This window comes from Schaalia sp. ORNL0103 (assembly GCF_019429565.1).
Classification (GTDB): domain Bacteria; phylum Actinomycetota; class Actinomycetes; order Actinomycetales; family Actinomycetaceae; genus Pauljensenia.
On sequence record NZ_JAHXSA010000003.1, the window covers coordinates 113,123 to 127,143 of the forward strand.

At 67.2% G+C, this 14,021-nt stretch carries 12 protein-coding genes; all 12 read left to right on the forward strand.

Going from position 1 to position 14,021, the window contains the following annotated elements:
- Nucleotides 1-10: 10 nt before the first annotated feature.
- Genes JJJ16_RS08945 through JJJ16_RS09000 form a run of 12 tightly spaced genes read left to right on the forward strand, consistent with a single transcriptional unit; the run spans nt 11 to nt 14,017 of the window.
- Nucleotides 11-565: an NADH-quinone oxidoreductase subunit B gene (locus JJJ16_RS08945; RefSeq protein WP_003792236.1), complete on the forward strand. Its 555-nt coding sequence runs from the start codon at nt 11-13 to the stop codon at nt 563-565.
- A complete protein-coding gene (locus JJJ16_RS08950; RefSeq protein WP_219752351.1) occupies nt 562-1,299 on the forward strand; it encodes an NADH-quinone oxidoreductase subunit C in 738 nt (245 codons plus the stop codon). The genes JJJ16_RS08945 and JJJ16_RS08950 overlap by 4 nt, the downstream gene beginning before the upstream one ends.
- Complete coding sequence (locus JJJ16_RS08955) at nt 1,299-2,645, forward strand: NADH-quinone oxidoreductase subunit D (RefSeq protein ID WP_219752353.1); 1,347 nt, start codon at nt 1,299-1,301, stop codon at nt 2,643-2,645. Before JJJ16_RS08950 ends, JJJ16_RS08955 begins: the two co-directional genes overlap by 1 nt.
- Entirely contained in the window at nt 2,642-3,352 is a 711-nt protein-coding gene (nuoE, locus tag JJJ16_RS08960) for an NADH-quinone oxidoreductase subunit NuoE (RefSeq protein WP_219752355.1), read from the forward strand. The genes JJJ16_RS08955 and nuoE overlap by 4 nt, the downstream gene beginning before the upstream one ends.
- Nucleotides 3,349-4,653, forward strand: coding sequence for an NADH-quinone oxidoreductase subunit NuoF (nuoF, locus tag JJJ16_RS08965; RefSeq protein WP_219752357.1), 1,305 nt, complete (start codon nt 3,349-3,351; stop codon nt 4,651-4,653). The genes nuoE and nuoF overlap by 4 nt, the downstream gene beginning before the upstream one ends.
- Nucleotides 4,650-7,211 (forward strand): NADH-quinone oxidoreductase subunit G, encoded by a 2,562-nt coding sequence (locus JJJ16_RS08970; protein ID WP_219752358.1) that lies wholly within the window; start codon nt 4,650-4,652, stop codon nt 7,209-7,211. The genes nuoF and JJJ16_RS08970 overlap by 4 nt, the downstream gene beginning before the upstream one ends.
- Nucleotides 7,208-8,536, forward strand: coding sequence for an NADH-quinone oxidoreductase subunit NuoH (nuoH, locus tag JJJ16_RS08975; RefSeq protein ID WP_219752359.1), 1,329 nt, complete (start codon nt 7,208-7,210; stop codon nt 8,534-8,536). The genes JJJ16_RS08970 and nuoH overlap by 4 nt, the downstream gene beginning before the upstream one ends.
- Complete coding sequence (gene nuoI / locus JJJ16_RS08980; protein WP_219752360.1) at nt 8,529-9,179, forward strand: NADH-quinone oxidoreductase subunit NuoI; 651 nt, start codon at nt 8,529-8,531, stop codon at nt 9,177-9,179. Before nuoH ends, nuoI begins: the two co-directional genes overlap by 8 nt.
- The gene (locus JJJ16_RS08985) at nt 9,179-10,156 is read left to right on the forward strand and encodes an NADH-quinone oxidoreductase subunit J (RefSeq protein ID WP_219752361.1); all 978 of its coding nucleotides are present in this window, start codon (nt 9,179-9,181) and stop codon (nt 10,154-10,156) included. The genes nuoI and JJJ16_RS08985 overlap by 1 nt, the downstream gene beginning before the upstream one ends.
- Nucleotides 10,153-10,452, forward strand: a complete 300-nt coding sequence (nuoK, locus tag JJJ16_RS08990) for an NADH-quinone oxidoreductase subunit NuoK (protein WP_003792247.1) — start codon at nt 10,153-10,155, stop codon at nt 10,450-10,452. Before JJJ16_RS08985 ends, nuoK begins: the two co-directional genes overlap by 4 nt.
- Nucleotides 10,453-10,467: 15 nt before the next feature.
- Entirely contained in the window at nt 10,468-12,444 is a 1,977-nt protein-coding gene (nuoL, locus tag JJJ16_RS08995) for an NADH-quinone oxidoreductase subunit L (protein WP_219752363.1), read from the forward strand.
- A 25-nt stretch (nt 12,445-12,469) separates the two neighbouring features.
- Nucleotides 12,470-14,017, forward strand: coding sequence for a complex I subunit 4 family protein (locus JJJ16_RS09000; protein WP_219752365.1), 1,548 nt, complete (start codon nt 12,470-12,472; stop codon nt 14,015-14,017).
- Nucleotides 14,018-14,021 lie beyond the last annotated feature (4 nt).

Consider the following 14,021-nt stretch of genomic DNA (forward strand, 5'->3'; position numbering starts at 1 on the left):
GAAAAGACAAGTGGGACTTGAAGAATCCTTGCCCGCGGGTATCGCGCTCACCAGCGTCGAAAAAGTCCTCGGGCTTGCACGCAAGTACAGCCAGTGGCCCGTCACCATGGGTCTGGCGTGCTGCGCCATCGAGATGATGGCTGCCGGCACCCCCCGTTTCGACATGGCGCGCTTCGGCCTCGAGGTCTTCCGTGCCTCGCCGCGTCACGCCGACATGATGATCGTGTCGGGCCGTGTCTCGCACAAGATGGCGCCCATTATCCGCCGCGTGTACGACTCGATGCCCGAACCCAAGTGGGTCATCTCCATGGGTGCGTGCGCGTCCTCGGGCGGCGTCTTCAACAACTACGCCGTCGTCCAGGGCTGCGACCACATCGTCCCCGTCGACGTCTACCTGCCCGGCTGCCCGCCCCGCCCCGAGGCCCTCATCCACGCGGTCCTCGTCCTGCGTGAGCAGATCGGCAAGGAACCCCTCGGCGTCCACCGTCGCGAGATCGCGCGCCGCGCCGAGCAGGCGGCCCTCGAGGCGACCCCCACCCACCAGATGAAGGGACTCCTCGCATGAGCGACCTTTCCATCCCCGAGGACAACGCGTCCGCCGAGGTCGCCCAGGCCTCGTCGCAGCGCGGTTTCGCCCTCCCCGAACCCATCGCCCACCGCGAGGGCCTCTTCGGCGCGGGCACCGACTCCTCCACCTCCGGCTTCTCCGGCCTGGTCTCCGACTCCTTCCTGCCCGGCGAGGCCTCCCGCCCCTACGGCGGCTGGTTCGACCATGTCGTTGACGTCCTCGAAGAGCTCATCGCCGCCGATGGCCTGAAGGTCGCCGACGTCATCGAAAAGGTGACCGTCGACCGCGGACAGCTCGGCATCTTCATCGCCCGCGAGCACATCGCGCGCGTCGCCAAGTACCTGCGTGACGACGCGGACCTGCGCTTCGAAATGTGCCTGGGGACCAACGGCGCGCACTACCCCCTCGACAAGGGGCGCGAGCTCCACGCCATCTACCCCCTGTACTCGATCACGCACAACCGCATGATCCGCCTCGAGGTCACGTGCCCCGACGAGGACCCCCGCATCCCCTCCATCGTCTCCGTCTACCCCGGAAACGACTGGCAGGAGCGCGAGACCTGGGACCTCATCGGCATCGTCTTCACCGGGCACCCCTCGCTCACGCGCACCGCGATGCCCGACGACTGGGTCGGACACCCCCAGCGCAAGGACTACCCGCTGGGCGGCATCCCCGTCGAATTCAAGGGAGCCGTCACTGCCTCCGCCGACGTTCGTAGGAGTGTGAACTGATGACCACCGCCTTCCACGCGCCCGCCGGCGCGACCGACCTGCCCATCGAGGACATCCCCGAGGTCCTCACCCAGGGCGGCGACTGGGACGACGTCCTGCACGAGATCGAGGCCATCACCTCCGAGCGCATCGTCGTCAACCTGGGTCCCGTCCACCCCGCGACCCACGGCGTTCTGCGTCTGATCCTCGAGCTCGACGGCGAAAAGGTCCGCGAGACCCGCGTCGACACCGGCTACCTGCACACCGGCATCGAGAAGAACATGGAGTACCGCACGTGGGCCCAGGGCGTCGCATACTGCACGCGCATGGACTACGTCGCTCCCTTCTTCCAGGAGGCCGCGTACTGCCTCGGCGTCGAGAAGCTCCTCGGCATCGAAGAGGACATCCCCGAGCGCGCCTCCCTCATCCGCATCCTCATGATGGAGCTGTGCCGCATCGCCTCGCACCTGGTCGCCATCGGCTCGACCGGTAACGAGATGGGCGCCACCACGATCATGACGATCGGCTTCCGTGCCCGCGAGGAAATCCTGCGCATCTTCGAGCGCATCACCGGCCTGCGCATGAACCACGAGTACATCCGCCCCGGCGGCGTCGTGCAGGACATAGGCGAGGGCACCACGGACTACATCCGTGACCGCCTGCGCCGCGCCCGTAAGGACATCGGCGAGCTCCAGGACATCCTCGTGGAGAACCCGATCTTCAAGAAGCGCCTGTGCGACGTGGCCGTCATGCCGCTGAGCGGCCTCATGGCCCTCGGCACCACCGGCCCCGGCGTTCGCGCCGCCGGCCTGCCCCTGGACCTGCGCAAGAGCCAGCCCTACTGCGGCTACGAGAACTTCGAGTTCGACGTTCCCACCCGCGACAAGTCGGACGTCTACAACCGTACGATGGTCCGATTCGACGAGTGCTACGAGTCGATGCGCATCATCTGGCAGGTCCTCGCCAAGCTGGACCAGTGTGAGGGCGCGCCCACCATGGTCGACGACCCCGAAATCGCCTGGCCCGCGCGCCTGGCGGTCGGCACCGACGGCCAGGGCAACTCGGCCGAGCACGTCCGCGAAATCATGGGGGAGTCCATGGAGTCCCTCATCCACCACTTCAAGCTCGTCACGGAGGGCTTCCACGTGCCCGCCGGCCAGGTCTACCAGACCGTCGAGCACGCGAAGGGCATCCTGGGCGTTCACCTCGTCTCCGACGGTGGCACGCGCCCGTTCCGCGCGCACTTCCGCGACCCCTCCTACGCCAACCTGCAAGCGCTGGCCATGATGACCGAAGGCGGCCAGCTGGCCGACGTGGTCGTCGCCCTGGCCGCTATCGACCCCGTTCTCGGAGGCGTTGACCGATGAGCTACACACCCGACACCCTGGCACGCCTGCAGGCGGACGCCGAGCAGATCATCGCCCGCTACCCGGACGGTCACTCGCGCTCCGCGCTGCTGCCGATGCTGCACCTGATCCAGTCCGTCGACGGCTACGTCAGCCCGGACGGCATCGACTTCATCTCGGCCACGCTGGACCTGCCCCGCGCAGAGATCAGCGCTGTCGCGACCTTCTACACGCAGTACAAGCGTCACCCCACCGGCGAGTACCTGGTGGGCGTGTGCACGAACGCGCTGTGCGCCGTCATGGGCGGCGACGAGATCTGGGAAAAGGTCTCCAAGAAGGTTGGCGTCGGAAGCGACGAGACCAGCGAAGACGGCAAGATCACGCTCGAGCGCATCGAGTGCAACGCGGCGTGCGACTACGCGCCCGTCGTCATGGTCAACTGGGAATTCTTCGACAACCAGAGCCCCGAGTCGGCGCTGGCCATGATCGATGACATCCAGGCCGGCCGCGACATCCACCCGACGCGCGGCCCCATCGTGGCCCCCACGTTCAAGGAGAACGAGCGCGTCCTGGCCGGCTTCCTGGACGGCCATGAGAACGAAGGCCCGTCCGCGGGCCGCGCCACCCTGCTGGGCCGCGAGATCGCCGCAGCGAACGGCTGGACTGAGCCGGTTGCCGTTGAGGTTGCCGACGAGGCCACTGACACGAAGGGAGAAGAGGCGAAGTGAGCACCGCATACGTTGCGCCTGGACCGCTGACCCCGATCCTCACCAACGGGTGGGGAGAGGAGCGTTCCTGGACGCTGGACTCCTACCGGAGCCGCGGAGGCTACCAGGGCCTCGAAAAGGCCCGCACCATGGAGCCCGCCGACATCGTGCAGGCCGTCAAGGACTCCGGTCTGCGAGGCCGTGGTGGCGCAGGCTTCCCGTCCGGCCTCAAGTGGTCCTTCCTGCCCCCCGCCGACGGAGACCCCCGCTACCTCGTGGTGAACGCCGACGAGTCGGAGCCGGGTACCTGCAAGGACATCCCGCTCATCATGGGCAACCCGCACGTCCTCATTGAGGGCATCGCGATCACGTCGCGCGCCATCGGCTGCGACCACGCGTTCGTCTACCTGCGCGGCGAGGTCACCCACGTGTACCGCCGCCTTCTGGAGGCCGTGCGCGAGGCGACCGAGGCCGGCGTGCTCGGCGACCTGCGCATCACCGCTCACGCGGGCGCCGGCGCCTACATCTGCGGTGAGGAGACGGCTCTGCTGGACTCCCTCGAGGGACGCCGAGGCCACCCGCGCCTCAAGCCCCCGTTCCCCGCAGTTGCCGGTCTGTACGCCCGTCCCACGGTCGTCAACAACGTCGAGACCATCGCTCAGGTGGCGGGTATCTTCCGCAACTCGCCCGAGTGGTTCGCCTCGATGGGCACCGAAAAGTCCAAGGGCCACGGCATCTTCTCCGTGTCGGGTCACGTGAACAACCCCGGCCAGTTTGAGGCCCCCTTCGGCATCACGATGCGCGAGCTCATCGAGATGGCGGGCGGCATCCGCGACGGCCACAAGCTGAAGTTCTGGACCCCCGGTGGTTCCTCCACCCCGATCTTCACCGAAGACGAGCTGGACACGCCCCTCGACTACGAGTCCGTGGGTGCGGCCGGTTCGATGCTGGGTACGCGTGCCCTGCAGGTGTTCGACGAGACCGTCTCGGTGGTCCGCGTCATCACCCGCTGGTCCGAGTTCTACCAGCACGAGTCCTGCGGTAAGTGCACGCCCTGTCGCGAAGGCACCTACTGGATGAAGCAAATCATGCTGCGTCTCGAGCGAGGCGAGGGTCGCCCCGGCGACGTTGACCTGCTCGACGAGATCGCACACAACATTGCGGGCCGTAGCTTCTGCCCGCTCGGCGACGCCGCAGCAACCCCGATCATGTCGGGCATCAAGCGCTTCCGCGACGAGTTCGAGGCCGGCCTCACCACGCCCGCCCGCAAGCTTTTCCCCTACGAGGCGTCCGCTAACTACGCGCGAGGAGGTGGCCGATGAGCGACGCACCCAACATGATCGACGTCACCATCGACGACGTTCAGGTTTCTGTCCCCCAGGGGACGCTCGTGATCCGCGCGGCCGAGCAGGCCGGCATCCGGATCCCGCGTTTCTGTGACCACCCGCTGCTGGCCCCGGTGGCCGCATGCCGTCAGTGCCTCGTGGAGGTCGGCATGCCCGACCGCAACACGGGCGAGCTGCGCTTCATGCCCAAGCCCCAGCCCTCGTGTGCGCAGACCGTCACCCCGGGTATGGTCGTCAAGACCCAGCACACCTCCGAGGTTGTCGACCGCGCCCAGCGCGGCGTCATGGAGTTCCTGCTCATCAACCACCCGCTCGACTGCCCGGTCTGCGACAAGGGCGGCGAGTGCCCCCTGCAGAACCAGGCGCTGACGGAGGGGCGCGGCAAGTCCCGCTTCACCGACGCCAAGCGTACGTTCAAGAAGCCGCTGCGCCTGACCTCCCAGATCCTGCTGGATCGCGAGCGCTGCATCCTGTGCCAGCGCTGCGTGCGCTTCGGCAAGGAGATCTCGGGCGACGTGTTCATGGACCTGCAGGGTCGTGGCGGCGGCACCGCCCCCACGGAGCATCACTACTTCATGGGCGAGCAGGTCGGCGGCTTCGACTCGACCACGCTCGACTTCTTCGATCCGAAGGCCAAGGAGGCCTCGACCTCGTCCCTGTCGTCCCCGTACGGCACGGACGCGATCGTCGGCTCGATCAACGAGGGTGAGCTTTCCGTCGCCGAGCGCGACGTGTCGGGCCGAGCCTTCGCGTCCTACTTCTCGGGCAACATCATCCAGATCTGCCCGGTCGGCGCCCTGACGGCCGCGTCCTACCGCTTCCGCGCGCGTCCCTTCGACCTCGTGTCGACGGCGTCCGTGACCGAGCACGACGCGTCGGGCTCCGCGATCCGCCAGGACGTGCGCCGCGGCGAGGTCGTGCGTCGCATGAGCGGCAACGACCCCGAGGTCAACGAAGAGTGGATCACCGACAAGGACCGCTTCGCCTTCGAATGGGACAAGATCGATCGCCTGACCACCCCGCTCGTTCGCGAGGACGGCGAGCTGGTTCCCACCTCGTGGTCCGACGCGCTCGACCGCGTCCGCGAGGGCCTCGAGCAGGCGGGTTCGTCCGTGGGCTTCCTGCCCGGCGGCCACCTCACCTTCGAGGACGCCTGGGCATGGTCGAAGTTCGCGCGCACCGTCGTCGGCTCCGACTCGATCGACTTCCGTGCGCGTCGCTCGAGCGAGGAAGAGCGTTCGTTCCTGGCCTCCTACGTGGCGGGCTCCGGCCTCGAGACCACGTACGCGGACCTGGAGAGCGCCGGCCAGGTGCTGCTGGTCGCCCTCGAGCCCGAGGACGAGTGCGGCGCCATGTTCCTGCGCCTGCGTAAGGCCACCCGTAAGTCGGGCCTGAAGGTCGCCACCGTCGCGCCCTTCACCTCCGCGGGCTCGCGCAAGATGAAGGCTCGCCTCCTGCACGCTGCCCCCGGCTCCGAGCCGGGTGTCGTGGACGCGATCGCGGCAGGCGGCGCCTACGCCGACGTGGCCGAGGCGCTGTCCGGCGGCATCATCCTTGTGGGTGAGCGCGCCGCGCAGACCCCCGGCCTGCTCTCCGCCGTCGTCGCTCTGGCCGAGCGCACGGGCGCCCGCCTCACGTGGGTCCCGCGCCGCGCCGGTGACCGCGCCGCCATCGAGGCCGGCCTCCTCCCGGGCCTGCTTCCCTTCGGTCGCGGTCTCGACGAGGCCGGTGCGCAGTCCCTGGGTTGGGGCGAGCTTCCCGCCCGTGGCCTCGACGCCGAGCAGATGATCGAGGCTGCTGCTTCCGGTGAGCTTGCGGCTCTCGTCGTCGGCGGCGTTGACGTCCGCGACTTCGACGAGCCCGCCGCCGTGCGCGAAGCCCTCGAAAAGGTTCCCTTCCTCGTGTCCCTCGAGGTTCGAGCCTCGGAGATCACCGATCGCGCGGATGTCGTCCTGCCGGTCGCTCCCGCAGTCGAGAAGAACGGCACCTACATCAACTGGGAAGGCCGCCTGCGCCCCTTCGGCCAGGCCCGCTCGGCGACGTCCCTCACGGACCGCGACGTGCTCGTGCGCCTCACCGAGGAGTTCGACCTCGACCTGGGCATCACCGCCCTGGCCGACCTCTACGAGGAAGTCAACCCCCTCATGGAGTGGGACGGCGCCCCGCAGGAGTTCGCCCCGGTGCCCGCGCAGGCTCCCGCCTCTGCCGGCAAGGGCGAGGTCGTTGTGGCCTCCCATAAGCCGATGATCGACGCCGGTCGTCTCCAGGATGGCGCCCCGTGGCTGGCCGGTTCGGCCCGTCGCCCCGTCCTTCTGGCCTCGGCCGCGACGCTGACTGCCGCGGGTATTGCCCCCGGAGCGGACGCGACGCTCGAAACCGAGCGTGGCACGATCACCCTCCCGGCCGCCATCGCGGACCTGCCCGACTCCGTCGCGTGGGTGCCCGAGTGCTCGACCGGCTCCGTTATTCACGAAAACCTCGGCGGTGCCGGCACCGTCGCGACCCTGCGCGCCACGCAGGAGGTGGCACGATGACACTCGCTCCCTTCGCAGTCCCGGAGTACACCGCCGCGGACTTCAGCCAGGAAACCTGGTGGCTCAGCCTCATCAAGGCCGTGTTCATCATCGTGTTCCTGATCGCCAACGTGCTCCTCGCCCTGTGGGTCGAGCGCCGAGGCCTGGGCCGCATGCAGACGCGTCCCGGCCCGAACGTCGCGGGCCCCCTCGGTCTGTTCCAGGCGTTCGCGGACGCCGGCAAGCTCCTCTTCAAGGAGGACATGTGGACCCGCCGGGCCGAGAGGTTCCTGTACTTCCTGGCCCCCGCGATCGCCGCGTTCGCAGCGTTCAGCGTCTACGCGGTTATCCCGATGGGCCCGAACGTGAAGATCGGTGACATCTCGACGCCGCTGCAGCTGGCTGACATGCCCGTCGCCTCCCTGTACATCCTGGCGATCGCCTCGCTGGGTCTGTACGGCATCGTCCTGGGTGGCTGGTCGACTCGCTCGACCCTGCCGCTGTACGGCGCCGTGCGTTCCTCCGCGCAGGTCATCTCCTACGAACTGGCCATGGGCCTGTCCCTCGTGAGCGTGTTCCTCATGTCGGGCTCCATGTCCACCTCGCAGATCGTCGCAGCCCAGGGACAGTTCTGGTGGGCATTCACCCTGTTCCCGGCATTCGTCATCTACTGCATCAGCGCCGTCGGTGAAGTCAACCGTCTTCCCTTCGACCTCCCCGAGGCCGAAGGCGAGATCGTCGCCGGTCACATGACCGAGTACTCGTCGATGAAGTTCGGCTGGTACTACCTGTCCGAGTACGTCAACATGCTCAACGTCTCGGCCGTCGCCACCACGATGTTCGCCGGCGGATGGCACGCCCCCTGGCCGCTGTCCCACGTCGAGTTCCTCAACTCCGGCTGGTGGGGCCTGCTGTGGTTCTTCCTGAAGATCTGGTTCTTCATGTTCCTGATGATCTGGACGCGCGCCACGCTGCTGCGCTTCCGCTACGACCAGTTCATGAACCTCGGCTGGAAGCGCCTCATGCCCATCGCCCTGGGCTGGCTCGTGCTCGTCGCCCTGGTGCGCGGCATCACCCAGTTCGTGCAGCTGCCCAACCACGTCCTCTTCGGTGGTGTCGGCGTCCTCTTCCTGATCGCCCTGGCGATCATCTGGCTCACCGACAAGTCCGAGCCCGAGGAAATCCCTGCTGCCGAGCGCGAATACACCGGCTTCGAGGACGGCTTCCCCGTTCCGCCGCTGCCCGGACAGACCCCCGTTGCCTCGCCGCGCGGCCTCGCCACCATTGAGGGCGAACTGGCCCCGGCCGCGGCAATCGACAGCCCGAAGGAGTCCACCGATGAGTGAGAAGACCACCGACGAGGAAATGCTCTTCGAGCATGACCCCAAGGGTGCGTTCGCCCAGTTCGTCGCGCCCATGGCCGGCTACGGAGTCACCATGGCTTCCTTCTTCCGGCCCACCGTCACTGAGCAGTACCCGCGCGAACCCGCGCGCGTCATGCCCCGCTTCCACGGTCGTCACCAGCTCAACCGCTACGACGACGGCCTGGAAAAGTGCGTCGGCTGCGAGCTGTGCGCCTGGGCGTGCCCCGCTGACGCGATCTTCGTCGAGGCCGCCTCGAACACGCCCGAGGAGCAGTACTCTGCGGGTGAGCGTTACGGTCGCGTCTACCAGATCAACTACCTGCGCTGCATCTTCTGCGGTATGTGCATCGAGGCGTGCCCCACGCGCGCCCTGACGATGACGAACGACTTCGAAATCGCCAAGTACACCCGCGAGGACGACATCTACGAGAAGGAAGACCTCCTGGTCCCGCTCTCCGATGGCATGCTCGCAGCGCCCCACCCCATGGTCGAGGGTAAGAACGACATCGACTACTACCGCGGGGAAGTCACCGGCCCCACCGCCGCCCAGGTTGACTGGGTGGCGAGCCGCCGCCCCGACGACCCCTCCCTCATGACGGTACGAGTCGCCGAGGAGGCACACTGATGAACCTGTCCAACGGTTGGCCCATGATGGGGTCAACGGGGGAGATCATCCTCTTCGCATGCACGGCCATTGTCATGGTCGCCTGCGCTCTGGGTGTCCTCTTCTTCAAGAAGGCCGCGCACTCGGTCATCTGCATGGTCGGTGTCATGCTCGGCCTGGCAGTCCTGTACATCGCGAACAGCGCCCCCTTCCTGGGTGTCGCGCAGATCGTCGTGTACACCGGCGCGATCATGATGCTGTTCCTCTTCGTCATCATGCTGATCGGCATCGGCACCTCCGACGACTACGCCCGCCAGAGCCGCGGCGCGATCGTCGCGGCGGTGCTCGGTGGCCTCGGCCTGATCGTCATCATTACGACGGCGATCCTCAAGGCCGTGCCCGCCGCGCACAAGCCCGTTGAGGTTGACCCCTACTCCAACCAGCCGATCACCGACTTGGCGATCACGCTGTTCCAGGAGCACTGGCTGAGCATGGAGCTCGCCGGCGGCCTGCTAATCACGGCCGCTGTCGGTGCGATGCTGCTGACCCACTCTGATCGCCTCACCCCGAAGGCCGACCAGTTTGAGACGGCCCGCAACAAGATGCGCGCGTTCGCCGAGAAGGGCGCTCGTATCGGCCAGCTGCCCGCCCCCGGTGTCTACGCCCAGTCGAACGCGGCCGACGTGCCCGCCGTCTCCGGCGAGACCCTCGGCCCGGTCGAGGAGTCGGTGCCCCGAGTCCTGCGCGTGCGTGGCCTCGCCCGCACGATTGGCGAGGTCACCCCCGAGGTTTCCGAGCAGCTCGCCCTCGCGCGCACCGAGACTGTGGCGACCGACGCGATCGACGAGTCGCCCTACACCATCGGGCGCACGCCCGACGTCCCCCGCTCCGGCGCCTTCGGCATGCCCGGTGCGGACGCGCCCACCGGTCTGGCCCAGCCCCGGGCCCGCAAGGCGCGCACCACCACCCCCATTGAGAAGAAGGAGGAGAGCAAGTGAGCCTCGCCTGGTACCTCATCCTTGCGGGTGTGCTGTTCGCCATCGGTGCGACCACGGTCCTCGTGCGCCGCAGCGCGGTCATCGCGCTCATGGGCGTCGAAATGATGCTCAACGCCGCGAACCTCGTCCTCGTGACGTTTGCGCGCATTAACTCCAACGTTGACGGCGAGATCATGGCGTTCTTCGTCATGGTCGTCGCGGCCGCCGAAGTTGTCGTCGGCCTGTCGATCATCGTGTCCATCTATCGTTCGCGCTCGACCACGAGCATGGACGATCTGAACCTGCTGAAGAACTGAGGGAGGACGTAACTCATGACCACCTTCATTTCCCCGCAGGCTCTCTCCGTCTATGAGACGGTCGCGCCCACTGGAGTCGCCGCCTACGCGTGGCTGCTCATCCTCATCCCGCTGGCCAGCGCAGGCCTGCTCCTGCTGCTGGGCCGCGCCTCGGACAAGTGGGGCCACCTGCTGGCGACCCTCGCGTCCTGGTCGACCTTCGTGGTCGGCGCTCTGATCGCCGCCCAGATGTGGAACGCTCCTGTGGACGCGCAGCGCTTCGGCCAGACGCTGTTCACCTGGATCCCCGCCGGTGACTTCACCGTCGATTTCGGTCTCCTCGTGGACCCGCTGTCGATCACGTTCGTCATCCTGGTGACCTTCGTCGGTTCGCTCATCCACGTGTACGCGATCGCCTACATGGAGCACGATGCGGCCCGCCGCCGCTTCTTCGCCTACCTGAACTTCTTCATCGCGGCGATGCTGACCCTGGTCCTCGCGGACTCCTACGCCGGCCTGTTCGCCGGTTGGGAAGGCGTGGGCCTGGCGTCCTACCTGCTGATCGGCTTCTGGAACCACGTGCCCGCCTACGCGGTCGCCGCCAAGAAGGCGTTCGTCATGAACCGTGTCGGCGACATGGGCATGCTGATCGCCATGATGGCGATGGTCGCCTCCTTCCACTCGGTGTCCTTCTCCGTCGTCTCTACCCAGGTCGAGTCGATCCCCACGGCGTCCGCGACGGTCATCGGATTCTTCCTGCTGGTGGCCGCCTGCGGTAAGTCCGCACAGTTCCCGCTGCAGGCGTGGCTGGGCGACGCCATGGCCGGCCCGACTCCCGTCTCCGCGCTCATTCACGCGGCCACGATGGTCACCGCCGGCGTCTACCTGATCGTCCGTTCCGGCGACGTCTTCTGGGCCGCCCCCATCGCGGCGACCGCCGTCGCCATCATCGGTGCGATCACGCTCCTCTTCGGCGCGATCGTCGGTTGCGCGAAGGACGACATGAAGAAGGTCCTCGCTGCCTCCACCATGAGCCAGATCGGCTACATGATGCTGGGCGCGGGCCTGGGCCCCATCGGCTGGGCGTTCTCGATCTTCCACCTCTTCACCCACGGCTTCTTCAAGGCCCTCATGTTCCTCGGAGCCGGTTCCGTCATGCACGGCATGGGCGACCAGGTGAACATGCGTCGCTTCGGCGCCCTGCGCGGCGCCATGAAGGTTACGTGGCTGACGTTCATGATGGGCTGGCTTGCCATCCTCGGCGTTCCGCCGTTCTCCGGCTACTGGTCGAAGGACAAGATCATCGAAGCCGCCTTCAGTGCCGATAGCTTCGGCGGCAACATTGCTCTGTGGGCTGGCTGGGTTTACGGCCCGGTCGCGATGATCGGTGCGGGCGTGACCGCGTTCTACATGTCGCGTCTCTTCTTCATGACGTTCCACGGCAAGGCCCGCTGGACCACCGAGGCCGAGGGCGCGCCCGTGCACCCGCACGAGTCCGGACCGCTCATGACGATCCCGATGATCATCCTCGCGATCGGTGCGGTCGTCCTCGGTGGCGCCCTGTCCGTGGGGAACACCTTCACCGAGTGGCTCGTCCCCTCGATCGGTCACGTCATGCACGGTGACCCCGTCCTCAACGAGTACGTCATTCAGGGAGCCACCCTCGCCCTCGTCATCCTTGGCGCGGTCATCGCGTGGATGAAGTACGGGCGCGACGAGGTTCCCACCTCCGTCCCCGCAGGCAACGCCCTGACCGAGGCCGCACGCCGCGACCTCTACCAGGACACCGTCAACGAGACCCTGTTCATGATGCCCGCCAAGGGCCTCGTCACCGTCGCGACCGTCGGCGATGCGAGCGCCATCGACGGTGCGCTGAACGGCCTCGGCGCCGGCTCTCAGCTGCTCGGACGCATCGTCGGCATCACCCAGAACGGCCTCGTGCGCACGTACGCCGCCTACATCCTGGGTGGCGTCATCCTCGCCCTGGCCATCGTCCTCGGATTCGGGCTGTAAGGGGTACACGACAATGGAAAGTGCAATGATTGCTGCTAACTTCCCGTGGCTGTCCGTCCTCGTGGCCATTCCGGCTGCGGGCGCGGCCCTCCTCGGCTTCGTCTCGCCCCTGAGGCGCGCCGCCGGGCGCGTTATCGCCCTGGTGGTCTCCCTCGTTGAGCTCGCGCTCGGCGTGTACGTGGCCGCCTCCGTGTTCGACTGGTCTGCCCCGGCCTCGTATCAGGTGTACGAGTCCCACCTGTGGATCCCGCAGATCGGCATCACCTGGTCCCTCTCCGTCACGTCCCTGGGCCTCGTCATGATCCTCCTGGCGATCGCCCTCGTGCCGCTCGTGCTGATTGCGGGTTGGGACGAGGACGACGCCGCGGACCGCGGCGCCTACCCGGCGCTTGTCCTGGCCCTCCAGGCGTTCATGGTCGTCATCTTCGCGGCCTACGATCTGACGGTCTTCTACTTCGCCTTCGAGGCGATGCTCGTGCCGCTCTACCTCATGATCGGACGCTACGGCGTCGGTGACGAGGCCGCGCGTCACAAGGCCGCCATGAAGTTCCTGCTGTACTCGCTGTTCGGTGGACTGGTGATGCTCGGTGGCATCCTCTATGTGTGGGCCATCGCCTATCAGGCGTACCCCGATGCCTCGACCTTCTTCCGCATGGACATGCTTGCCCAGCTCCTGCCGACCGCCCCGGACACGGTTCAGATGGTCGTCTTCGTGACCTTCATGGTTGCCTTTGCGATCAAGGCCCCCATGGTCCCGGTTCACACCTGGCTGCCCGACACGGCCGCCGTTGCACGCCCCGGCACCTCGGTGCTGCTCGTCGGCGTCCTGGACAAGATCGGCACCTTCGGCATGATCACCCTGTGCCTGCAGCTCACCCCCGGTGCGGCCGTCTCCGCGAAGTGGGTCATGTGCGTGCTCGCCGTCATTTCCATCCTGTGGGGTGGCCTGTCGGCGAACGGCCAGAACGACATCATGCGTCTGGTGTCCTACACCTCGGTGTCGCACTTTGGCTTCATGGTTCTGGGCATCTTCATCGGCTCGCAGATCGCCCTCGTCGGTGCCATGTTCTACATGGTCGCCCACGGCGTCTCGATCGCCGCAATGTTCCTGCTCTCCGGCTGGCTGTCGCGCCGCGGTGGCACGCAGGACATGCGCGAGTACGTCGGCATGCAGCGCGTGACGCCGGTCCTCGCTGGCCTGTGGCTCGTGTCCGGCCTCGCTTCGATCGCGCTGCCCGGTCTGTCCGGCTTCGTCCCCGAGTACCTCGTGCTGATGGGTACGTGGACGGTCAGCGGTCCGCTGGCGCTATTCGCGGTCCTGGGCGTCGTCATCGCCGCCCTCTACGTGCTCATGCCCTACCAGCGCGTCTTCACCGGTGCGCCCGGCAAGGGTAAGGAAGAGCTGGCGGACCTGAACGGCCGTGAGCGCGGCGTCATGGTGCCGCTCGTGGCCGCGATGCTCATCCTTGGTATCTGGTCGGCGCCTCTCGTGAGCGCCCTGACCCCGGTTGCTTCAGACCTCGGCCTGCCCACCACGCAGGTCGGCGCCACCGCTGAAGGGAGCGCACAGTGAACGT